The following is a 22,962-nucleotide window of genomic DNA, read 5'->3' on the forward strand; positions in this document are numbered from 1 at the left end:
GATAAAATCGATAGGTTTTGATTTTTTTCGATTGTCACCAATATCGATGAAAATTTTATTGTTATTCTCTATCATTTTCAGTTTAATAATCGCTCAATTTCAAATTCTTCCCCAACAGATACCTGCTCGCCCCCAGCTAGCTTTCCATCGCCACCAGCTTCCACCTGAAGAACTTACCTCCTAAACACCTTCCAAACTCAAACATAATTGTATTAAAACGATTACTTGGATTAGTTTTTGTTTAATTCAGGTTTTGATTATTAATTTAGCAGTTCAACAAAACACATCCGTGAAAAAAAATTTATTCTCCCTTGCCATTCTCTGCGTGATTACTTTTTCTGCAGTTGCACAAAAGCAAACCTATTTACAAATGTTAATCAATCAACCTAAATGGGTTGACTCTGTTTTTAATAAACTCAATCGCAGGGAACGGATTGCACAAATGTTTTTTGTACGTGCCCATACCAATTTAGGACAGAAATACACTGATTCGGTTGGACAGGTTATAAAAAGGGAACAACTGGGGGGTGTAATCTTTTTCCAGGGGGGCCCGGTAAGGCAGGCCCTTGCTACCAATGCCTATCAGAAACTAAGCCATGTGCCCTTAATTATTGCCAATGATGGAGAATGGGGTTTGGGCATGCGTTTAGACAGCACCATTTCTTTCCCCTATCAAATGACATTGGGTGCCATCCAGAATAAAGATTTAATTTATAAAATGGGTCAGGAAGTGGCCAGAGATTTTAAGCGGATGGGCATGCAGATGAACCTGGCTCCTGATGCCGACATTAATAACAATCCTAAAAACCCGGTTATTAATTACCGTTCGTTCGGAGAAAACAAATACAATGTGGCCACCAAAACCGGTGCTTACATGAAAGGGATGCAGGATGCGGGTCTTTTAACCACCCTTAAACATTTCCCGGGGCATGGCGATACGGATGTTGATTCCCATTATGATCTGCCACAGCTTACTTTTGGCGCAACCCGACTGGATACACTGGAAATGTATCCTTTTAAAGAACTGATTAAGCAGGGCGCATCAGGCATTATGATTGCCCACATGAATATCCCATCGCTGGATACCACTAAAAATTTGCCGTCAACTTTATCAAAACCAATTGTAACAGGCATTCTAAAGCAGAAACTCGGCTTTAAGGGCTTGATCATTTCTGATGCAATGGATATGAAAGGTGTGGTTAAATATTTTAAAAACGGAGAAGCTGATTTAATGGGGATTATTGCCGGAAATGATATTCTGGAACTTTCTGAAAACAGCGACAGGGCCATTAAGCTGGTTCGCAAGGCTGTGCGTCAGGGAAGAATTGATATCAAAACCATTGATGAAAGTGTGCGTAAAATTTTAACGGCAAAATATTGGGCAGGTTTATCGCAACGCGACACCGTTGTAACGAAAGGACTCATTGCAGGTATTAACCGAAATGCCAGCAATGCCCTGGTTCAGGAACTTGCCAATGCCTCTGTTACCCTGTTAAAAGGGAAAGACCACATCAAAAACCTGATTCCGATTAGGAGGACAGCGATTATCAGTATTGGTGTACCAACAGTAACCCGATTTCAAAAAGAAATTTCAAAGGGATTTTATAATTCTGTTTATTACGTATTGGATAAAGATGCAACTGCCACCCAGATTTCTAACATTGCCAGAGAGATCGGTGCATTTGATCAGGTGATTGTAGGCATACATGATGCCCGTGCAAGACCTGGCAACAACATTCCGCTTAATACCGGCGTTAAAAATTTCATTAAAGAATTAAGCGCAAAAAATGCCGTATTTGCCTTATTTGCCAATCCATATAACCTTGCCGGCTTACCAGGTTTAGAAAAGAGCAAAGGTTTGCTGGTGGCTTATCAGAAGGAAGATTACATGCAGATTTCTGCCGCAGCCGTAATTAATAACAGGTTAGTCCCTGCCGGAAAATTACCGGTAAGCATTTTACCGAACTACAAATATGGCGACGGATTGTAAAACCGCCTGCCAGTAGCAGGCTGGCTATAATAGTTGAAAAGCCGCAGACGCACAGATTAAATTTTGCGCTTTTGCGGCTTATGTTTTTTCATTTACGGCGGAAAGACAGTATATCGACCAGACTGACGAAGTTTCGCAACCCGTAATCACGATGAAATTTTTAAGTTGGTTTGGAGGACAGGCACACTGCTTCCTGCATTTTATTCTTTAAGTTTCTCCTTACTTCCCAAACAGTGTCTTATAAATCGAATATTTATAATTGTCTTCCACAGCACTGGCCACAAAATAAGGAGCCTCAAATAATTCCGTCAGCTTTTTTCTAAGTTCCGCTAAAAATTCAGGTTTGATTTCTTCGAGGTATTCTCCAGAAAGCGTTTGCCTTCCTGACTTAAACCATACACCATCCACAGCCATGGTCTTCACTACATACAGGTTAGGTTCTACAAAAGTTTTACCTGAAAACTGCTCATAAGCATAAGTATACAGTAAGGTTTGAACCAATGCTTTATTAATGTGTTTACCATCGGAATTAAAAAGTTCGGCCACATCTTTAAAGGTTAACTTATCACTTCCTGTTTTATAATCCACTATTTTAGTTATGCCATCCTTTACATCAACCCGATCGATATAACCGAAAATTTTTACGCTGGCATCTTTGCCATTTAAAGGAAAAGTAATTTCTGCCTCAACCTTTTGTTCTAAACTGATGATGTGGAAAGGTGTTTGCGATTCATCCTGGTTAAGAATGATGTTTACATAGGCCGCTACAATAGACAAAATTACCTTCTGCATTCCCTTATATTCCATTACCTTATCCGGATGGTTAAACATCACCGCGTTAAAAGCTTTCTGAATGAGTGCCGGAACCTGCTTTCTTTTCTCCTTCATTCGTTCAGCCGTAATTTCTGCCTTCATCAAATCCTGGTAAAAGTATTCCATCACTTTGTGCAGGATAGAACCAATTTCGTTCGCCTCTATCACAGCACTTACCTCTTTCGGCTCTTTAATTCCGGCAATGTAGCTGAAGAAAAAATCGATGGGATTGGAAATGTATTGCGTGAGTGCCGATGGTGAAAGCACTTTCTTTTTATCCAGGTATTTTTGAAGAGTTTCCCGGATAAATACATTACTGGTTTTTTCGATCCGGACTTCTTTAAAAGGTTCCGTTTTTACCTCTAAGTTAAGTTCATGATAAGTAAAATCAAAGCTGCTTTCATACTCCAGCTGTTTTAAAATCCTGCTGGCCTCACCTGTTGTGCTTTCATCGGTTAAACTGTTATAAACAAAGTTGATGTTTTTTGCCCTTTGCATCAGGCGGTAAACCATATAGGATGAAATGGCATCAAGGTTTTCTAAAACAGGCAAGCCATATACGCGGCGAATAGAATCAGGAATAAAACTGTTGCCGATGGAAGATTTTGGAATAATACCTTCATTGAAGCCTAAGATGACAACCTTATCGAAATTTAAATTCCTGGTTTCAAGTAGGCCCATTAACTGGATCCCACGGATCGGATCACCTGAAAGTGGAACTGCAATGGCCTGTAAAGATTTTTGAACCAGATAGATCACGAACTGGATTTCTTCATCTCCAATATGTTTGCCGAAGGTATCATGCAGGCGGTTTAATTCCTGGATGGTTTTTACAAAGAGCTCTGCATCAATTTTCTTGAGTGTTTTGGCGTTTGATAACCTGGTTAAAATGAAATCAAGCACTTCCAGCAGGTAAGGAACAACCTGTTTCGGATGATCAATTTTCTTGTAGAAAACTTCAAATAATCCGCTTTGTCTGATCAGCCTTTCATGTGCAATTTCAACCTCATTTTCTTTCAAAATAGCGGTCAGGATTTTATCACGCATTTTATGGCTCAGGCCGGTGAGCGGGTGAGTTAAAAAGGCTTCTACATTTTTGTAGGAAATCTTTCCGGTATGTGTAATTTCCAGCTGGGAAGAAAACCATAAATCAGCCAGGCCAAAAATACTGGAAGTAGATAAAGCAAAACCCATGGTCACATTCAGGTCGATTTCCTTTCCGTTATAAGAGGTAGGGATGGTTTGTAACGCTGGCAGCAGCAAGCTTTCATCAGCCAGCACCACGACGGTATTACCTATTTCATTGCTCTCGGCATAATCATCTTTCAGGATGTTATTGAGGATTTTAGCTTGTGCCGATTGCCCCTGAACCTTAAAAACGTTTACCTCATGCGCTGCTGTTTTCATCAGGCTGGGTTTGTTTTCGAATACATTTTTCAGGCCGAGTTGATGCAGGTTTTTTCTCAAAAACAAACCTGCTTCCTGCAAGTGGTCAGCTACATAATATTCATCCGCATCAAAATAAAATAAGGCTTTTCCTGCTTCCTGAAGCTGTGTAAAAATTTTAGCCTCCGCACTGGTTAAAGCATTAAAACCAACCAAAATGATTTTTCCCTTTTTAAAGTTAACCGGTAAATCTGCAGTGTTGTCTTTTTCTTCAGCCAGGTGACGATACACATAACCATTGGTTAGGTAGCCCTGTTCTTTCAGCGATGCATGAAACAGATGATAAAGTTTAGGCATGCGCCGCCACATTTTAATAAAAAGTTCCTGTTGCTTTTTGTGCTTGCCTTCAGAATAAGATGTCCAGAATTGGGCCAGGAACTGATATTGTTCGGGACTGAGGTAATCAAAATCTTTGTTGATGACAGAAATATCTTCCAGATCGCGGTAGAGTTTCCCTGCATCAACCAGATCATTATCTATTTGCGTAAAGTCGCTTAAAATGATCTTCGCTAAGGGAAAAAACTTATGGCTGGAAATGGGCTCCAGTTTTTCTTCGGCCAGTAACTGGTTATAGATTTTATGAAGGGTAAAAAACTGCAGGTAAAAATCAGCAATTTTAAACGATGTTGCCGTTGCAAAAAATTCCTGTATGGTATAAAATGACGGACTAAAAAAAGGCTTTTTAATGATATCCGCCAGGTATTTATGCATATAGGCAGATGGACGTTTATTATTAAAAACGATTGCGCAGTATTGCAAATCCGAGCCAAATTTTTCTATTAAGTCTTCAGCAACTTCTTGTAAAAAGGGTTTCATATTATTATTTAAATATTACTCGTTACTTTCGTTTTTTAGTTGAGCTTCGATTATTGCTTTATCTTTATAAATCCAGTCTGCTAATTGTTTTTCGGTTGGTAAATACATTTGATATTTGGAAGCAAATAATTGTTTGCTATCATTTAACATAGAGTATTTTACAACAGTTTCTTCAGTGTCTGTGCAAAGAATTATGCCGATTGTTTGATTATCACTTTCTTGTTTCTTTAGATCGTCGAACATTTTAATATACATATCCATTTGCCCTACATCTTGATGTGTTAATTTGGTAGTTTTTAAGTCAAACAGAACGAAACATTTTAAAATGTAGTTGTAAAATACTAAATCTATATAAAAGTGACTTGTTTCTGTACTTATTCTAAACTGCCTTCCAACAAATGAAAAACCTTTACCTAGCTCCAATAGAAATTGTTGTAAGTGGTTAATTATTCTCGCTTCTATTTCTTTTTCATTTGTAGAGGATGATTCGTCAATTTTCAAAAATTCTAAAACATATGGATCTTTTATAAAATCTTCCGAAGACTGATTGTTAAGATCTGATTTTTTCACTTCATTTTGATGAGTTAAAATTCGTTGAAAATATGAGGAGTTTATATTTCGCTCCAATTCTCTTGTACTCCAATTTTGCCTTTCTGCTTCTTTGAGATAATATTTTCTTGCCTGTGCATTCTCAACTCTCATAATTAAGCGATGATGTGTCCAGCTCAGATTACTACGAAGTACATAATCTAGATGATTGTCTTGAACTTCTGTGTTTTCAGATTTGCTACGCACTGCGTAGCAAATCTGATCATCTTGATAGGTCAGATAAAATTGTCGGAAATTTCTTAGATTGGAATAAGAAAAACCTTTACCAAAGTCAACACTTAATTTTTTTGATAGCAATTGTAGAATCTTATCACCATATGATGCTTTAACATTCCCACCTTGCTCATTTTCAACTATTGTTTTACCTATTTGCCAATATGAAATAACCATGGCCGTATTAATTGCTTTGTAAGTATAGGTTCTATACTTATTCAGTATATCAAGCACATTTCCATATAAAGCGTTTATTTCTTCCATCTTACACTAATTTTAATTTACCGCTAACGGCGTAAAACAAATAGGTTTTTACCTGGATGTGTCCCATCTCCATAAGCAGATTTTTATAATTTTCAACCTGTTCAATATGTTTATCGCTTTCAGTCAGCGTAAATTTATAATCCAGAATGATTACCTCATCCTCATGAAATAAAATACGGTCGGGCCGATGAAGCTTACCTTTGGTGTCAATAATGCCTTTTTCAGAAATACTTCCGGTTGCCCTGCTTAAAACAGCTTTTAAATCAGGATTTTTCAATACATCCAGCACTTTCGATTTCAGTTGTTCCTTTTCTTCTTCCTGTATAATGCCATCCAGTATCAGCGTGGTCATGTATTTGTCTGCTTCTGTTTCATTATTGGCATTGGCCAGAATATCATGCAATAAAGAACCTTTTCTACCTGATTTTTCAATATTAACTAAATGTCTTAAGTGCTTTTCCTCTGAAGGAATATAAAGTTCAGACAAGCGTGTGGTAGTGGGGTAATGTTTTAAATCAACGAAGTTGTTTTCTTCGCTTTTGTCTGCTGTTGAAATATAATCTACGATTTCATATGTACCATTTTCATCAAACTCATGTTCGAAAGTTAAATTGATAACATCTCCCATATTTGACAGTTTTAATTCTTTTTTGGCCATGGTAGCAATGTAAAGGTAATCTTTGGAACGTGTAGTGGCTACATAGAGCATATTTAAAGCATCCATATTATTGTACAACAATTCCTCAAAATATGCTTTGGCTATTGCCGAATCGGCCAGGGCTTCATTATACTTGAGCGGAATACCTTTAAGTTCCTGATAAACCGTTTCTTCCGAAGATACCCAGAAGGTTCCATTCGCTTTCCCTTTGATTTCCCAATTACAGAAAGGAACAAAAACAGCCCGGAAAGCCAGTCCTTTTGATTTGTGAATGGTAATGATCTGGATGGCATCTGCCCCTTCCGGCGATGGGAGCGATTTTTTAATGCCATCTTCTTCCCACCAGGTTAAGAAGGCAATAATTCCTTTTTCGCCTGATCTCCCTGCTAATGCAGTTAAATCACGGAAGGCCAATAGATAGGGTAAATGAGCGGTGAGTGTTTTTAGTCCGTAACTTTCTACTAAAATCTCTATCAGTTCCGGCAATGGAAGTTGAAGCCAGCTTTGCCAGTTTTCGCATAAAGAAGGCGGTAATACCGCAGAAAGTTGATTCAGTGACTTGCTGGTAAGGTTAATATAATGGTTGGCATCAGGTGTTTTTTCCTGCAAAGCATGATAAAGTGCGATGCAGTTTGCCTTGTAAAGTGCACTTTGTGCTTCCAGGCCAATTAATACTTTTAGGGTATTAATAATAAGCTGAATGGCTGAGTTATTTGAAATTAATAAAGCATCGCCCGATAAAACAGGTAAATGGTGTTCCATCAGTTTACGCACCGTAAGTAAAGCTTCACTATTTGACCGCACTAATATGGCAATGTCTTTTAAGGCATAATGTTGCTGGTCTTTTAAAATGTTGATCTCTTCAATTACGTCATTTAAAGCAATATCCCTGAAAACAGTTTCCGTAAAGCGGACTTCATCCGGAGCATGTTCCTTACCAAATTTTTTAATTTTGATGGTACCTCCCTTCAAGGTATTGCCGGCGAATTTTTGTGTGGAAGCACTATAAATATCTGTAATAATGCTCGTATAATTTTCAGTCGCCCACCAGTTTGAAATGCTTTCCGGTTTAGCAGACAGGATTGTATTCAGTTCGTTTTGAAGGGTTAAGGGGATGGAACGATAAAGCACATTATTAAATGTGATGATATTTTCTGTGCTGCGATAGTTTTCTTCAAGGCTTTCTTCCAAAACATTTTCAACGCCTACTTCGCGTTTGGCATGTTTGTGCAGGATGTTCCAATCGCCGTTTCGCCAGCGGTAAATGGATTGTTTGGTATCGCCAACAATTAAATGATCAATTAAATCTTCGCTTGGTGTGGCCATGGCATTGGTCAGTAAAGATTTAAAACTTCCCCATTGACTGGTAGAGGTATCCTGAAATTCGTCAAAGAGAAAATTGCGGTACCGGTTTCCTACTTTTTCCCAGATGAAAGAAGGATTGTCGCCAGCATCTTCCGTAATGCCGGAGATTAACTTTTGGGCATCGCTGATCAACAGGTTATCATTTTCTGCACGATACTCCTTTAACAGCATGGCAATCTCCTGCATCAGCCTCAAATAATAAAGATTTTTATTAAAGGCAATGGCGAGGCTGTAATTGGGTAAGTGCGTTAAATAATGGTTTTTTATTTGATGAAGAATCGGATTCACCACTTCAAAGGCTTCCGGAAAATCAGCGTTTTTCTGAAACCACTCCTCAGGTTCGTCTATTAAATTAAAAAGCGGTTCAATTTTAGAAAAGTCGCCACGAGCCACCAGGATTATTTTAGCCAGGGCACTTCTTGATTTCCCTTTAAGGTGTTCATTTTCCACCCCTAAAACATTAAGGGCCTCATGGGCTTCTGTGGCCAGGCGAATGATTTCTTCCTCAAAATTTTTAACTTCGGCCTTGGTCAGACTGATGTATTTTTTAAAAAGTTCATCAATGTTTTCGAGGCCCAAAGCGGTTACCGCATCTTCAAAAACCTGGAAGCGTTCGGAGAAAATCTCTCCGATTAAGTTGTAAAGTTCAAATTTATAATTCCAGCTTTTATTATCACTGATGCGCTCAATAGCCAGATCAATGATCCACTGCAACAGTTGCTGATTGGTATCTAAGGCTTCATCCAGTTTATTTACCAGGTCATCTTTCACCTTATCATAATTCATTTCTAAATTATAATCAGCATTCAGGCCCAGTTCAAAGGCAAAACCACGAATCACTTTTTGTACAAATCCATCAATGGTACTCACTGAAAAACGGCTGTAATCGTGCAGGATTTTACGGTAGATTTTGTCTGCCTTAAACTGAAGTTCCTGCGCACTTAACTGCGGGTAAGCAACCAGAACTAATTTTCGGTAGTCGTCATTTTTTTTTGAAGGATTACCCTTTGCCAGCCCGAGCAGTACCTCCAGGATTCGGGTTTTCATTTCTTCCGTGGCTTTATTGGTAAAGGTTACCGCCAGAATTTCACGGTATTTATTCTCCCCGGAAAAAAGCAAAGTCAGGTAGTGTGCCGTTAAACTGAACGTTTTACCGGAACCGGCAGAGGCTTGAAGAATTTTTAGTGGTTTGGGCATCGTGTTCTTTTAAATTCGGCTTATTTTAATTTCTTGTCCTCAGGGCACAACCTGATCGCTAATGGGTATATAGTGAAGTTATTTTTCATTTCATCCATATATTTTACCTTTCTCTTTGCTGATTGCCTGTTAAGGCATGGCATTTATTCAGCAAGATCATTTAGGGCTTGGCAAATCATAATTACACCTAAGCACCTTTCTTTTTCTTCTTTGCCAGTGTTTTATGGCTAATCCTGGCCGGTCTTTCGGTCATTTCTATTTTAAGCGCCAGCAAATCACGAATGACAACGGATGCACAGGCACCGCCAAAGGCAGCCGGCAAATAAGAAACAGTACCATAGGCTGATCGTTTAAAATTACTGCCATCAGTCATGATCATCGAATTTTTATCCATTTGCTCTGTCGAAAAAACAGCTTTGATTTTATCAGCGTTCACCAGTTTATTTAGCCTTTTACGCACATAACTCGCAAAAACGCATTGATAAGTATCCGGCAGCATCGCAATCCTTAACCTCGTAGGATCCATTTTACCTCCTGCACCCATCGAACTGACAATCGGGATATTCTTTTCCAAAGCTGTTGAAAGCAACGTAATTTTTGGCATCACACTGTCTATACAATCCATAATGTAATCGAATTTCGCCTCCAATATTTCCCTGCACTTCTCCGGGGTAAGGAAAGTGTTGACCACATGAAGATTTAATTCGGGGTTGATGGATAGCAATCGTTCCTGCATTATTTTAGCTTTACTTACGCCATGATTCGTTGCTAAAGCGGGCAATTGCCTGTTCCGGTTAGTAGGATCTACCACATCCCCATCTACAATGGTCATTTCACCAATGCCGGAGCGGCATATAAATTCTGCCGCAAAAGAGCCTACACCTCCCAGACCAATTACCAGGACGTGTTTATTTTGTAATTTTTCAATTCCATCATTACCGACCAGCAGGGCAGAACGTGAAAGCCAAGAAACATCTGACATATGATTGTATATGAGTTTACAGTAAATCTAATTTTTTCCAATCAGCAAAAATACGTGCTTTAAGGTCATCAACCTTACGGTTTTTCAAATTTGCGGCAGCAGTATAAATTTTAGCGATGGTGATATCTGAATCATCGGTTTCCAGAAAGAAGCGATCTGTTTGCTGAATCAGCTTTGCGGGACCCGAATTTCCCCGCAAAAGTGCCTCACCAAATGAAAGCCAAAAACCCTTATCCAGTAATTGCTGGCCTAATTTCTCATTTTTATTAAAACCATGAATAATCATGGGCACTGAGACTTTTAACTGATCTTTCATTCTAATCAGTTCTGAAAAAGCCTTGACACAATGTAAAATCAATGGTTTATTTAACTTTTCTGCCAGGCTGATCTGTGCTTGTAAAATAATGATTTGATTGTCGAGACTTTCTCCTTTAAGTTGATCTAAGCCACATTCTCCGATCAGCTTCACATTCGGTTGACCCGCCAGGACGTTTAAATATTTCATCTGTACTTCCAGCTGATTAAGCGTGGCATACCAGGGATGAAGCCCCACAGATATGGGTTTGGTTTTGGGCATTGCCAGAAAAATATCACTCGTTAACGACAAACTCTGGATGCTGATCACACCCTTTTCCTGCGCCGCATGATGCGTATGTATGTCTAAGAAATCCATTCGTTTTTCAAAGATAGGCTTTGGAGATAGTATTTATACCGTAAAGAATTTGTAATTACATGATTAAAAAGATTAGCTTTAGTATTTTGCATCATTATTTATTATGATATGAAAAGATTACTCATTTTAATTACGGCTATATTGATTTCTACATCCGTATTTAGCCAGACGAAAAACGAAGCTGTTCAAATTTACAATCCTGAAGCAAATGCAATGGCCGATCTAAAGGCTGCAACTGTTAAAGCAGCAAAAGCGAAGAAGCATGTATTGGTGCAGGTAGGTGGAAACTGGTGTTCATGGTGTATCGCTTTTCATCAGCTGGTTGAAAAAACGCCCGCTTTAAAACAAACTATAGATGATAACTATGAATACGTTTTGGTGAATTGGGACAAGGAACACCATAATGATGAAGCAATGCGGTATTTAGGTTTCCCCAACCGTTTTGGCTATCCGGTTTTTGTAGTACTGGACGGAAAAGGAAAGGTACTTCACATCGAAAACTCTGCCTATCTGGAAACAGATGAGACCGGTGCCGATGGCAAAAAGAAAGTTGGACACGACGTAAAAAAAATCACTTCATTTTTAAAGGGCTGGACCGTTGCCGCTGTAGATCCGGATACGTATCAGGCAAAAGGTTAAATACTAAATACAATAGTGCCGCAGATTTGGGTGTCTTAACATTCAAATCTGCGGCATGATTTTAATCTTTTGATCCTTCATCTTCCAGGTCATCAACATCTAATTCATATGATGGTCTGGATGCTTCGTCGGCTTGTTCCAGTTTATCTTTATCATATTCAATACTGGGATCATCACCACCTATTTCATTTATGTGATCCACATCATCTTCCCTGCGTAAGGCATCGTTCGGATCTTCTGAGTAATTATCTTTTGGGTCTATCATCATTTTAGGTTTTTATATTTAAAAAATGACTTTCAGGAAGAAATTGTTTTAGTTTTATGTGAAGAAGGGTAAAGATGAAGTTTAAAGACAGCTGAAGAAATCTTGCAAAGTGGTTTTTCAGCCCCCAAGGCCAGCGACCATAAACATTTTACCCAAAATACTACCTTCTTGCACTTCTGCACCATAAAATGTTCGTGTTTCTTTGAGGTTAAGACCTTAATGCCTAATTTTAAAAATGCTCACCCTCCAATTCACCACATTTCCCGCGCTCGAAACTGAAAGGTTGGTTTTAAGAGAACATCACCTTTCTGACGCAGAAGCCTTATTCGCCATGCGCACCAACGAAAAGATCATGAAATACATCGACAGGGAAAGACCTCAAAATGTAGAGGCTGTGAGAGCGGTTATCACCAGATTTAACGAAGGCTTTGAAGAGGGTTATAACCTGGCCTGGGTGATTGCACTAAAAGAAAATCCGGCGCAAATGATTGGAACGATTGGCTACTGGCAAACAGATTATGCCAATCATCGGGCTGAAATCGGCTATATGCTCCATCCTGATTTCTGGAGAAAGGGAATGATTTCTGAAGCCTTGAAAAAAACCATCAGCTTTGGTTTCGAAAACATGAACCTGCACACCATTAAGGCTAATATTAATACGGGTAATGATGCATCACGGCAAATGTTGCTTAAACATGGTTTTTTAAAAGAAGCACTATTCAGACAGGATTATTACTTTAAAGGAAAGTTTTTAGACAGCGAAATTTATGGACTAATTAATCCAAATCATTAAATTATAATATCTTGAATCCGTCTGCATTCGGATACCAATTCGGGTCTGTAATATGATTATTTCGGAATACTCCTGATTTTAAATACTATAAAAGCAGAAAAGATACCATTTCGAAATTATATTTTAATTTTCTGATCATCATCTAAAAAATAAATTTTGCCTAAAAAAATTGCAGCTTCATCCCATTAGCATTATTACAAAATACACGCTGAATTGCCTTTGGTTTGGTAGCGATTAATAATTATATTTGCCACCGTTATTAAAATTTACAATGAGAGAAATCCAATTTAGAGAAGCACTACGCGAAGCCATGAGCGAAGAAATGCGTAAAGATGACCGCGTTTTTTTATTAGGTGAAGAAGTAGCAGAATATAACGGTGCATACAAAGTAAGTCAGGGTATGCTTGATGAATTTGGTGCAAAACGTATTATCGATACCCCTATTGCAGAATTAGGTTTCGCCGGAATTGCAACTGGTGCCGCAACTGCTGGCCTTATTCCAATTGTAGAGTTTATGACATTTAACTTCTCATTGGTTGCTATTGATCAGATTATCAATGGCGCAGCAAAAATTTTATCAATGAGCGGTGGTCAGTTCTCTTGTCCTATGGTTTTCCGCGGACCAACCGGTAACGCAGGTCAGTTAGGTGCACAACACTCACAAAACTTCGAAAACTGGTTTGCCAATACTCCAGGTTTGAAAGTTGTTGTTCCTTCTACGCCTTATGAAGCCAAAGGTTTATTAAAACAAGCCATTATCGATCCGGATCCGGTTATTTTCATGGAATCGGAGGTGATGTATGGTGATAAAGGTGATGTTCCGGCTGAAGAGTATTACATTGAATTTGGTAAAGCCAACATAACCAAAGAAGGTACTGATGTAACCATCGTAACTTTCGGTAAAATGTTAACCCGTGTGGTTAATCCTGCTGTTGAAGAGTTGACAAAAGAAGGAATTAATGTTGAAGTAATCGATTTGCGTACTGTTCGTCCGATTGATTATGATACAATCATCGAATCTGTGAAGAAAACAAACCGTTTGGTTGTTGTTGAAGAAGCATGGCCATTGGCATCACTTTCTGGTGAGATTGCTTTCATGGTACAAAAGAAAGCATTCGATTACTTAGATGCCCCGGTTTTACGTATCACTTGTGCTGATGTTCCACTTCCATATTCTCCAACTTTAATTGCAGCCAGCTTACCTAACGCTGAAAAAGTAATTAAAGCGGTTAAAGAAGTCATGTACGCCACAAAATAAACCCCGACGTTTAGTCTGGTTCAAAATATAAATCCTCCAAAGCAATTCGGGGGATTTTTTTTGCTTCATTTTCTTTACGTAAGTACACACCATTTAAACACATAGGCCATCCAAATAACATTTAAGCCGATATGAGCCTTATCCTTCTTATATGGTAAATCATCTAAGCGCGACTGTGATTTCTACCAGTCAAAGGCATATGGAAAACAGATAAGCTTAGATGGTCTGTATTAACGCAGTGAAAAATTATTTTTATCTTCGTTTGTTCAAATTATACAAGCCATGTCTGAATATTTAGCCGACCAAACCTTTGAAAAGGCAGATTTTACTTTAAACACATTGAACAAAGGAGAATATGAAAACTGCAAATTCATTTATTGCGATTTCTCCAATTCTGATTTGAGTGGTATCAGATTTTTAGATTGCGAATTTATTTCCTGCAACCTAAGCATGGTTACGTTAACAAAAACATCATTCAGTGATGTAAATTTTAAAGATTGTAAAATGCTGGGCTTACGTTTCGAAAATTGTAACGAATTTGGTTTAACCTTGAGCTTTGACAGCTGCAAATTAGACCATTCTTCCTTTTATAAACTCAAACTGAAGAAAACCATTTTTAAAAATAATCAGCTTCATGAAGTAGATTTTACTGAATGCGACTTAAGCAGTTCGACTTTTGATTATTGTGATTTTCTAAATGCAACCTTCGACAGAACAAATCTGGAAAAAGCAGATTTCAGGACCGCAACCCATTATAGAATCGATCCTGATAAAAACAGCATCAGGAAAGCCAAATTTTCACAGCCGGGTTTAGCAGGTTTATTAGCCAAATATGATATCCTGATCAGCCAGTAATTCTTTTATTTTCATAATCCATTAGATCAATTATGTTATGGAAAGGGTGCCACAAAGCATTGATGATTATATTGTTCAGTTTCCGCCAGAAACACAAAAAATTTTGCAACAGGTAAGAGAAACCATTAAACAGGCTGCGCCACAGGCGAAAGAAGTAATCAGTTATAAAATGCCTGCCTTTAAACAAAAAAGCATTCTGGTTTATTTCGCGGCTTATACAAAACACATCGGTTTTTATCCTACGGGTTCCGGAATTGAAGCTTTTAAACAGGAATTTGAAAATTTTAAATGGAGCAAAGGTGCTGTTCAGTTTCCAATTAGCCAACCCATGCCACTGGGTTTAATTGCCAGAATAACAAAGTTTAGGGTAGAGCAAGACAGCATAAAAAAATAGAAAATAGCAATTAACCAAACATTGCAATCAGTTCAACTCCTGACAGGCCATCTTCATATATTTTTCACTAAAATTGTTACAATCTTTTGATGTAGTACCAAAAATATTGTAAGTTTAAATTTTTTAAGATGCTAACTCTTAATTCTTTTTTTAAACCAATCAATGTTACGCGTAGATAGCTCAAAACCTTGTAAAATTGTATACTCTTTGTGTAAACATGAGTTTCTGGGCTATTTAATTGAACCTCATATTGTCCAGCTCAATCCGAACGGAGATTTTTCTTTTACATATCAACGAATTTTCACCCATACTGCAGCAGAATTTCAGGCTTGCCTAACTGAAATTGATTATAAACTGATCAAAATTTTAGACGATATTGAGCAGGATTCGATCATTAAAAAGCATTATAAAAAAGTAATCAGACCTACTGAATTTTTCACCAAAGTTTTTGATGAGAAGTTTTATGAAAGTGTTCGCCCTAAAATTGAAAAAAAATTAGCGGAGGCATTGGAGATGCTCAAGATTCAGGATGAACTTTATATCATGGATAAAGATGGATGGCCGGTGGAACGCAAAATAGAACTTGCTGCAGAACCCGCATCAATTTTATTTCATTTCCGTAGAAACGAAACGGAAACACGTTATTTCCCAACCATAAAATACCAGAATCTTCGTATTGAATTCATGTTCAAAGAAGCGCAAATTATCAGCAATAAGCCAGCCTGGTTACTTTTAAATGATGTTTTGTACTTTTTTGATCAGGATATTGAAGGAAAAAAGCTTCAGCCATTTTTGGCTAAACGTTATATTGCCATTCCCAAATCAACAGAGGCTACATATTTTGAAAAATTCGTAGCGCCGCTGATAGAAAAACATCATGTTTATGCAGAAGGTTTCGAAATCAGAACAGAGCAGTTTGAAGCTATCCCGGTTATTAAAGTTTTGTATGTAGACGGCGGAATCTCTCAGATTCAACTTTATTTCAAGTATGGCGAATATCATTTTCCTCTTGAAAATGCCCATAAGGTGACTGTACGTTTGGAGAAAACTGAAGACAACTACATTTTCCACCGCATTAAACGTTCGGCGGAGTGGGAAAAGAAGCAGTTTAATTTACTACTCTCACTTGGCTTGAAAAAGACCAGTGCACTTTTTAGTAACCTGGAAGTAGACAGTAGCGAAGAAAACCCAAGTTATGCGGCCATCAATTGGGTGAATGAGCATATTGAACTGCTAGAGTCACTGGGCTTTGAAATTGAACAGGCTACCGGCCAGAAACGCTTTGTGTTTGGGACCAGCAAAATCGATCTGGAAGTTAAAGAAAGCAATGACTGGTTTGATATCAATGCCGTCGTATGGTTTGGGAAATACCAGATTCCCTTTCTTTCGCTTAAACAGCACATTCTTCACAAAAGAAGAGAATTTATGTTGCCGGATGGTGAAGTCGCCATTATTCCTGAAAAATGGTTTACTCAATACGGCAGTTTGTTCAGCCTGGCCGAAACAGGAAAAACCCTGCAACTTAAAAAACATCATATCGGCTTGCTGAATGATTTAGCTGAAGATAGTCTGGCAAATGTAACTTTAGAACGTAAGCTGCAACGCCTGTCGGATTTTGAAGATATTGCCGATACACAAATGCCTGTACATTTCAAGGGCAGTCTCCGCGATTATCAGAAAGCGGGTTACAATTGGTTCAGTTTTTTACGGGAATATAATTTTGGTGGTTGCCTGGCAGACGACATGGGTTTGGGAAAAACGATCCAGACACTCGCCATGTTGCAGAAGGTGAAAGAAGATGACCAATTGCTGGCCACGCCAACCACTTCTTTAATTATTATGCCAACCTCTTTAATTTATAACTGGTTAACAGAGGCTAAAAAGTTTACACCAAATCTTAAAATCTACGCCCATACCGGTAGCAACCGGAATAAAGATGTGGCAGTTTTTGCCAACTATGATATTATTATTACCACCTATGGCGTAACAAGGGTTGATGTGGAAGAATTAAAAAGTTTTTACTTTAACTATGTAATTCTGGATGAAAGTCAGAACATTAAAAATCCGGCTTCCAAATCTTTCAAATCGGTCAGAAGCCTGAAGTCGAGACATCGGCTGATCCTGAGTGGTACACCTGTAGAAAATTCAGTGGGCGATCTCTGGTCGCAGCTAACCTTCCTGAATCCTGGATTGTTGGGTACGCAGGCTTTCTTTTATGAGGAGTATGTGCAGGCGATTGAAAAGAAAAAAGATGAGGAAAAAGCACGCAAGCTTCAAACCATTATTAAACCCTTTGTACTGCGCAGAACGAAAGAACAGGTAGCAGCAGAATTACCCCCCAAAACGGAACAGGTAATTTATTGCGACATGAGCGAAGATCAGGCAGCTTACTATGAAAAAACCAAATCAGCCTACCGAAATGATCTGCTGCAGAGCATGGATGATGGTACTTTTGCGCAAAAACAGGTTCAGCTTCTGCAGGGATTAACTGCTTTACGTCAATTGGCCAACCACCCGGTGATGATAGATGGCACCTACCTTTCTGATTCAGGTAAATTCGAAAATGTAATCCATACCCTTGATAATGTGCTTAAAGGTGGACATAAAGTATTGGTTTTTTCTCAGTTTGTGAAACACCTTGATATCTTTAAAAAACATTTTGAGGCCGAAAATATTCCATTTGCCTATCTGGATGGATCTACCCGTAATCGTGGCGAAATTGTAGCTGAGTTTCAGCAAAACAGCGATTTGAAGGTTTTCCTGATCTCCATTAAGGCCGGTGGCGTGGGATTAAACTTAACGCAGGCAGATTACGTTTTTATCTTAGACCCCTGGTGGAATCCTGCAGTAGAGCAACAGGCTATCGACAGAACACACCGCATTGGTCAGGACAAAAAGGTTTTTATCTATAAATTTATAGCTAAAGATACCGTGGAGGAGAAAATTCTGGCCCTGCAAAACCGAAAAAAATCATTGGCCAATTCATTAATCACTACGGAGGAGAGCTTCTTTAAATCGCTAAGTAAAGATGATATCAGGGATATTTTAAATTAGCATCCGGATTTTATCCACATCATTTTAAAACTGTATCATTTTCCAGTTGTTATTAAATCACATTAAATCTACCATCATGGAAAACGAAAATTTAAATAGAGCTATTGACAATGTAAAAGAGGCCTGGAAATATCCTGAATTGTTTCAAAATATCTCCAGATCAGAACGTTGGCTATCTGGTGCAGCCGGAACTTATTTGCTTTTTAAAGGATTAACCAATGTGTTTTCTCACCCGGTTATTGCTTTAACGGGAGCTGCTGCAGGTGCAGGATTACTTTACAGGGGTTTAACCGGATATTGCCCGCTAAAAGATTTACAGGAACAACGTGAAGAACTCATCCCTGATGAAATCGTAATCAAAGAAACGTATTTAGCTGATGATCTGGCGTAATAAATTGAATACGAAATTTCTATTTCTTAATAAACTGGTTAACTTTAAAAAAGATAACCTATAATTATGAGCAAATACGCATTACTTTTCATTCCAACACTATTTGGTATGTCGGCATTAGCGCAGGATAAAAAAACAGATCCGGCAAAAGAAGCGGCCAAAACAGAAGTCTGGGAACCAGTTCCAAAAACGGTAACCCCAGGTAACCTGCCTCAGGATGCACCTTCTGATGCTATTATTTTGTTTAACGGCAGAAATCTGGATGCCTGGCATTCTGTTAACGATCCGTCAAAACCTGCAGCCTGGACGATAGATGATGGCTTCTTCACGGTAAAAAAAGGCATCGGTAATATTGAAACCAATAAAAAGTTTACCGACTATCAGCTTCACATGGAGTGGAGAATCCCGGCTAACATTACCGGAACAAGCCAGGCCCGAGGAAATAGTGGTGTATTTTTGGCATCTACAGGTCCAGGCGATAGCGGATATGAAATCCAGATTATGGATTCCTATCAGAATAAAACATATGTTAACGGGCAAACCGGAAGTGTGTATAAGCAGGGGATTCCACTGGCGAATGCCAATAAAAAACCCGGTGAATGGCAGTATTATGATATCATATGGAATGCCCCAAGATTTAAGGAAGACGGATCTGTGCTAAAGCCTGCAACAGTTACGGTAATGCTTAACGGTGTTTTATTACAAAATAATTTCGCGGTAAAGGGCGAAACCAGATGGATTGGTGCACCCGAATATAAAAAACATGGCGCCGCATCAATTAAACTTCAGGATCACGGCGACCCCAGCCCAGCTATTAGCTTTAGAAATATCTGGGTTAGAGAATTTTAACAATTAAAACCTGCAATTTATTTTGCAGGTTTTTTTTGCTATCTGAAGCCATGACCGGCTTGAAGAAATTCTATATACACTTCTCTTGAGATCATTTCAGCACCTAAACTCATTAAATGATCATTAGGCAACTGACAATCAATCAAATCAATATCCAGTCGGCTTAAATAAATTAATGCCGCCTTTGATGCATTACTGACAGTACTAAACATGCTTTCTCCGCAAAAAACACGGTTTACTTTCAGTCCGTATAATCCACCGGCCAGCTGATCATGATGCCAAACTTCTACACTATGTGCATAACCATGCCGATGAAGGTTAATGTAAGCTGCCTGCATTTCGTTGGTGATCCAGGTTCCATCCTGCCCTCTCCTCGGTGTTTTAGCACAGTTCGAGATCACTTCTTCAAATGCGGTATTGCATGTAATTTTAAATACGTCATCCCGAAATATTTTACGCATGCTCTTACTCACTAACAGGCGTTCAGGATAGATCACACAACGTTCATGAGGCGCATACCATAAAATGGGTTCTCCCTCACTAAACCATGGAAAAATTCCGCTAGAATAGGCCAGTAACAATCTTTCCAGACTCAAATCGCCACCAATGGCGAGTAAACCATCATCTTCAGCAAGGGCTGGATCAGGAAAGATCATTTCATGATCTGGTAATTGAAAAAACATCCTCAAAAATAAGAAAGAAAAATAACGATTAAACCCGGGCGTTTAAATCATGTCCTACAACTAAACTGTTTATTATGAGTGCAAAAGACAATTTCATCAAAGTAAAGCATCTTTACAATAGGGCCGGATTCGGAATTTCATATGCTGATTTACATAAACTAAGTAAAAAAAGCATCGAAAAAAATGTTGCCGGATTATTGAAAGAAGCTAAAGATGATTCGATCAGCCTGGTGAGTGATACCGAATCCAGACGCCAGATGCTTGTTCAGGCTGGCTTATATGCTAAAAAAGACCTCACCGATGAGGAAAAGAAAATTCGTCAGGAAATTACCCGCATGCAGAATGAAGTGAGTAAGGACCTGAATATTGCCTGGATTGATAAATTGATTAATACCACCTCCCCTTTGCGAGAAAAGATGACGCTTTTTTGGCATGGCCATTTTGCTTGCCGCAGCAATGAACCTCTATACGCACAACAGCTCAATAACATCCAGAGAACACACGGATTAGGCAGTTTCAAAACACTATTGGTTGAAGTGTCTAAATCACCGGCGATGTTACAATACCTGAACAATCAGCAAAACAGAAAGGGCAAACCAAACGAAAACTTTGCCCGTGAATTGATGGAACTTTTTACGCTGGGCAGAGGGAAATACACCGAAAATGACATTAAGGAATCGGCAAGATCTTTTACCGGATGGATGTATGACAAAGACGGAGCATTTATTTTCCGTCAAAACCTCCATGATGAGGGTACCAAAACATTTTTTGGTAAAACAGGTAATTTTGATGGAGAGAACATCATTGACCTCATTTTAGCAAAACCTGATACTGCTGAATTCATTTCCAGAAAAGTTTATAAATTTTTTGTTAATGATCAACCCAATGAAGTACATGTAAAAGAATTAGGTGATCATTTTTATGCATCAAACTACGATATTTCAGCGTTGATGCAGAAGATGTTTACTTCTGAATGGTTTTATGCTCCGGAAAATGTAGGGACTAAAATCAAATCGCCGATAGAGTTTCTGGTAGGTTTAAGCCGGGAATTTTATGTCACTTATAATAAACCACAAATACTGATTCAGCTACAAAGCAGCCTGGGCCAGTACCTGTTTAACCCACCCAATGTAGCAGGTTGGCCTGGAGGGCAAAACTGGATAGATAGTTCGTCTCTCATGTTGAGGATGCGGATTCCTTCTTTAGTTTTAAATGATGGTGAGATTGATTTTAGTGGCAAAGCAGATCCGGAAGATGAGGCTGTAATCGCCCTGAACAAAAATACTGCGGCAAATAAAAATTCGAAGCCAAAATCTTATGTAAATGCTAATGCAGATTGGTCAAAATTTTTAAGCACTTTCCCTAAAGGAATATCGCCCACTGAACTTACTTCGTTTCTCTTACAGCCAAAACTGAATGATAAAATCATAAAAATGGTGAGCAACAATAAGGGCCTTCGAAGCACTGCAGTTGAAATTACCAGTATGCCGGAATATCAGCTTGTTTAAATCTCAAATCATAAGGACATGAACAGAAGAAATTTTTTAAGAAACACAGGTTTTGTTGCCGCAGGTTCCCTATTTGTACCCGCATTTATGAAACCTTTTGAGGCTTTAGCACTTGATGAACTGAGCCTTTATAAAAACCTGGTGGTGGTACAACTATCCGGCGGAAACGATGGCTTAAATACCGTAGTGCCTTTTGGAAATGACATTTATTATCAGAAGAGAAAAAGTATTGCCATTAAACCACAGGAAGTCATCAAACTTAACAATATGCAGGGACTAAATCCTAACATGGCAGCTTTACAAGAGATTTATGACCAAGGCTGGATGACCATCATCAATGATGTTGGCTATCCCAATCCGGATCGTTCGCACTTCCGCTCTATGGATATCTGGCAAACGGGTAGCGACAGCAATCAGTTCCTGTCAACCGGCTGGATTGGCCGCTACCTCGACAGCAACTGCCAGACCTGCAAATTCCCTTATACAGCCATTGAAGTAGATGATTCATTATCACTGGCCATGAAAGGACAAACTAAAAAAGGCATTGCCCTGAAAGATCCTGCATCACTATTCAACAACACGAATAACCCTTTTTTTAAAGCGGTATTGCAAAATGACCAGGAACATTTGGATGAAGATAATTTAGGTTATTTGTATAAAACCATGATTGAAACGCAATCATCAGCCAGCTACATCCAGAATACTTCGAAGATCTACCAATCTAAATTCACCTATCCTTCCAGCGGCTTCGCCAACCAGCTGAAAACGGTATCCAAATTCATTTCTTCGGGATTAAAAACCAGGGTTTATTATGTATCGCTCAGCGGTTTTGATACCCATGTGAATCAAATCGGCCAGCAAGGCAATTTATTAAAACAATACAGCGAAGGCATGGCTGCTTTTATAAAAGATCTTAAAAACAATAATAAGCTGGAAGATACATTGGTTATCACTTTTTCAGAATTTGGCCGCCGCGTGGAACAAAATGCAAGCAGCGGGACAGATCATGGTACGGCGAATAATATGTTCGTATTTGGTGGCCGGCTTAAAAAACAAGGCATCTTTAATGATGCGCCAAACTTAAGCGATTTGGATAGCGGTGATTTGAAATACCAACTCGATTTCCGCCAGGTTTACGGCACCATACTAGATAAATGGCTGGATGTAAACAATGGTGAAATCTTAAATAAAAAATTCAACACACTGGACTTCATATAATTTCAAACACCCGGGTTTCGGCTGTGGAG

Annotated in this window: 18 protein-coding genes; 11 read left to right on the forward strand and 7 right to left on the reverse strand. The window is 38.7% G+C overall.

Annotated elements, in window-relative coordinates:
* Window positions 1-289: 289 nt before the first annotated feature.
* Complete coding sequence (locus CBW18_RS02120; RefSeq protein WP_088299935.1) at window positions 290-1,990, forward strand: glycoside hydrolase family 3 protein; 1,701 nt, start codon at window positions 290-292, stop codon at window positions 1,988-1,990.
* A 219-nt stretch (window positions 1,991-2,209) separates the two neighbouring features.
* On the opposite strand, the gene CBW18_RS02125 is transcribed toward CBW18_RS02120, so the two are convergent.
* The 5 genes from CBW18_RS02125 to CBW18_RS02145 all read right to left on the reverse strand — a co-directional run bounded on the left by CBW18_RS02125 (window position 2,210) and on the right by CBW18_RS02145 (window position 11,026).
* Window positions 2,210-5,065 (reverse strand): PD-(D/E)XK nuclease family protein, encoded by a 2,856-nt coding sequence (locus CBW18_RS02125; protein WP_088299588.1) that lies wholly within the window; start codon window positions 5,063-5,065, stop codon window positions 2,210-2,212.
* Window positions 5,066-5,080: 15 nt separating this feature from the next.
* A complete protein-coding gene (locus CBW18_RS02130; RefSeq protein WP_088299589.1) occupies window positions 5,081-6,151 on the reverse strand; it encodes a YhcG family protein in 1,071 nt (356 codons plus the stop codon).
* A 1-nt stretch (window position 6,152) separates the two neighbouring features.
* Window positions 6,153-9,371 carry an exodeoxyribonuclease V subunit beta gene (locus CBW18_RS02135; protein WP_088299590.1) on the reverse strand — a complete coding sequence of 1,073 codons (3,219 nt, stop codon included), beginning with the start codon at window positions 9,369-9,371 and terminating at the stop codon, window positions 6,153-6,155.
* A 187-nt stretch (window positions 9,372-9,558) separates the two neighbouring features.
* A complete protein-coding gene (locus CBW18_RS02140; RefSeq protein ID WP_088299591.1) occupies window positions 9,559-10,353 on the reverse strand; it encodes a ThiF family adenylyltransferase in 795 nt (264 codons plus the stop codon).
* A 16-nt stretch (window positions 10,354-10,369) separates the two neighbouring features.
* Complete coding sequence (locus CBW18_RS02145) at window positions 10,370-11,026, reverse strand: TatD family hydrolase (RefSeq protein ID WP_088299592.1); 657 nt, start codon at window positions 11,024-11,026, stop codon at window positions 10,370-10,372.
* 108 nt (window positions 11,027-11,134) lie between these two features.
* Here CBW18_RS02145 and CBW18_RS02150 point away from each other — a divergent pair, with 108 nt between their 5' ends.
* Complete coding sequence (locus CBW18_RS02150; RefSeq protein ID WP_088299593.1) at window positions 11,135-11,665, forward strand: thioredoxin family protein; 531 nt, start codon at window positions 11,135-11,137, stop codon at window positions 11,663-11,665.
* 61 nt (window positions 11,666-11,726) lie between these two features.
* Here the strand turns inward: CBW18_RS02150 and CBW18_RS02155 are convergent, their stop codons facing one another.
* Entirely contained in the window at window positions 11,727-11,933 is a 207-nt protein-coding gene (locus CBW18_RS02155; RefSeq protein ID WP_253248939.1) for a hypothetical protein, read from the reverse strand.
* A gap of 232 nt (window positions 11,934-12,165) precedes the next feature.
* On the opposite strand from CBW18_RS02155, the gene CBW18_RS02160 reads away from it, so the two are divergent.
* The 7 genes from CBW18_RS02160 to CBW18_RS02190 all read left to right on the forward strand — a co-directional run bounded on the left by CBW18_RS02160 (window position 12,166) and on the right by CBW18_RS02190 (window position 19,524).
* Window positions 12,166-12,723, forward strand: a complete 558-nt coding sequence (locus CBW18_RS02160; RefSeq protein ID WP_088299595.1) for a GNAT family N-acetyltransferase — start codon at window positions 12,166-12,168, stop codon at window positions 12,721-12,723.
* A gap of 271 nt (window positions 12,724-12,994) precedes the next feature.
* Window positions 12,995-13,981 carry a pyruvate dehydrogenase complex E1 component subunit beta gene (locus CBW18_RS02165; protein ID WP_088299596.1) on the forward strand — a complete coding sequence of 329 codons (987 nt, stop codon included), beginning with the start codon at window positions 12,995-12,997 and terminating at the stop codon, window positions 13,979-13,981.
* 282 nt (window positions 13,982-14,263) lie between these two features.
* Window positions 14,264-14,836: a pentapeptide repeat-containing protein gene (locus tag CBW18_RS02170; RefSeq protein ID WP_088299597.1), complete on the forward strand. Its 573-nt coding sequence runs from the start codon at window positions 14,264-14,266 to the stop codon at window positions 14,834-14,836.
* Between the two features lie 37 nt (window positions 14,837-14,873).
* Entirely contained in the window at window positions 14,874-15,230 is a 357-nt protein-coding gene (locus CBW18_RS02175; protein ID WP_088299598.1) for an iron chaperone, read from the forward strand.
* A gap of 162 nt (window positions 15,231-15,392) precedes the next feature.
* A complete protein-coding gene (locus CBW18_RS02180; protein ID WP_088299599.1) occupies window positions 15,393-18,284 on the forward strand; it encodes a DEAD/DEAH box helicase in 2,892 nt (963 codons plus the stop codon).
* Between the two features lie 76 nt (window positions 18,285-18,360).
* Window positions 18,361-18,675 (forward strand): YgaP-like transmembrane domain, encoded by a 315-nt coding sequence (locus CBW18_RS02185; RefSeq protein WP_088299600.1) that lies wholly within the window; start codon window positions 18,361-18,363, stop codon window positions 18,673-18,675.
* A 66-nt stretch (window positions 18,676-18,741) separates the two neighbouring features.
* Entirely contained in the window at window positions 18,742-19,524 is a 783-nt protein-coding gene (locus tag CBW18_RS02190; RefSeq protein WP_088299601.1) for a DUF1080 domain-containing protein, read from the forward strand.
* A 38-nt stretch (window positions 19,525-19,562) separates the two neighbouring features.
* Here CBW18_RS02190 and aat read toward each other — a convergent pair whose 3' ends face one another.
* The gene (gene aat / locus CBW18_RS02195) at window positions 19,563-20,207 is read right to left on the reverse strand and encodes a leucyl/phenylalanyl-tRNA--protein transferase (RefSeq protein WP_088299602.1); all 645 of its coding nucleotides are present in this window, start codon (window positions 20,205-20,207) and stop codon (window positions 19,563-19,565) included.
* Between the two features lie 74 nt (window positions 20,208-20,281).
* Here aat and CBW18_RS02200 point away from each other — a divergent pair, with 74 nt between their 5' ends.
* Window positions 20,282-21,715 carry a DUF1800 family protein gene (locus CBW18_RS02200; RefSeq protein WP_088299603.1) on the forward strand — a complete coding sequence of 478 codons (1,434 nt, stop codon included), beginning with the start codon at window positions 20,282-20,284 and terminating at the stop codon, window positions 21,713-21,715.
* An 18-nt stretch (window positions 21,716-21,733) separates the two neighbouring features.
* Window positions 21,734-22,933 carry a DUF1501 domain-containing protein gene (locus CBW18_RS02205; RefSeq protein ID WP_088299604.1) on the forward strand — a complete coding sequence of 400 codons (1,200 nt, stop codon included), beginning with the start codon at window positions 21,734-21,736 and terminating at the stop codon, window positions 22,931-22,933.
* Window positions 22,934-22,962: the final 29 nt, after the last annotated feature.

This window comes from Pedobacter sp. AJM, from assembly GCF_002197755.1.
Taxonomy (GTDB): Bacteria; Bacteroidota; Bacteroidia; order Sphingobacteriales; family Sphingobacteriaceae; genus Pedobacter.

What these genes read in the sequence shown, in the direction of transcription:
- CBW18_RS02165 (WP_088299596.1), top strand. Translation starts at nt 12,995, where the DNA reads ATGAGAGAAATCCAATTTAGAGAAGCACTACGCGAAGCCATGAGCGAA.
- CBW18_RS02185 (WP_088299600.1), top strand. Translation starts at nt 18,361, where the DNA reads ATGGAAAACGAAAATTTAAATAGAGCTATTGACAATGTAAAAGAGGCC.
- CBW18_RS02170 (WP_088299597.1), top strand. Translation starts at nt 14,264, where the DNA reads ATGTCTGAATATTTAGCCGACCAAACCTTTGAAAAGGCAGATTTTACT.
- aat (WP_088299602.1), bottom strand. Translation starts at nt 20,207, where the DNA reads ATGTTTTTTCAATTACCAGATCATGAAATGATCTTTCCTGATCCAGCC.
- CBW18_RS02175 (WP_088299598.1), top strand. Translation starts at nt 14,874, where the DNA reads ATGGAAAGGGTGCCACAAAGCATTGATGATTATATTGTTCAGTTTCCG.
- CBW18_RS02130 (WP_088299589.1), bottom strand. Translation starts at nt 6,151, where the DNA reads ATGGAAGAAATAAACGCTTTATATGGAAATGTGCTTGATATACTGAAT.
- CBW18_RS02200 (WP_088299603.1), top strand. Translation starts at nt 20,282, where the DNA reads ATGAGTGCAAAAGACAATTTCATCAAAGTAAAGCATCTTTACAATAGG.
- CBW18_RS02145 (WP_088299592.1), bottom strand. Translation starts at nt 11,026, where the DNA reads ATGGATTTCTTAGACATACATACGCATCATGCGGCGCAGGAAAAGGGT.
- CBW18_RS02135 (WP_088299590.1), bottom strand. Translation starts at nt 9,371, where the DNA reads ATGCCCAAACCACTAAAAATTCTTCAAGCCTCTGCCGGTTCCGGTAAA.
- CBW18_RS02150 (WP_088299593.1), top strand. Translation starts at nt 11,135, where the DNA reads ATGAAAAGATTACTCATTTTAATTACGGCTATATTGATTTCTACATCC.
- CBW18_RS02125 (WP_088299588.1), bottom strand. Translation starts at nt 5,065, where the DNA reads ATGAAACCCTTTTTACAAGAAGTTGCTGAAGACTTAATAGAAAAATTT.
- CBW18_RS02205 (WP_088299604.1), top strand. Translation starts at nt 21,734, where the DNA reads ATGAACAGAAGAAATTTTTTAAGAAACACAGGTTTTGTTGCCGCAGGT.
- CBW18_RS02190 (WP_088299601.1), top strand. Translation starts at nt 18,742, where the DNA reads ATGAGCAAATACGCATTACTTTTCATTCCAACACTATTTGGTATGTCG.
- CBW18_RS02140 (WP_088299591.1), bottom strand. Translation starts at nt 10,353, where the DNA reads ATGTCAGATGTTTCTTGGCTTTCACGTTCTGCCCTGCTGGTCGGTAAT.
- CBW18_RS02180 (WP_088299599.1), top strand. Translation starts at nt 15,393, where the DNA reads ATGTTACGCGTAGATAGCTCAAAACCTTGTAAAATTGTATACTCTTTG.
- CBW18_RS02160 (WP_088299595.1), top strand. Translation starts at nt 12,166, where the DNA reads ATGCTCACCCTCCAATTCACCACATTTCCCGCGCTCGAAACTGAAAGG.
- CBW18_RS02155 (WP_253248939.1), bottom strand. Translation starts at nt 11,933, where the DNA reads ATGATGATAGACCCAAAAGATAATTACTCAGAAGATCCGAACGATGCC.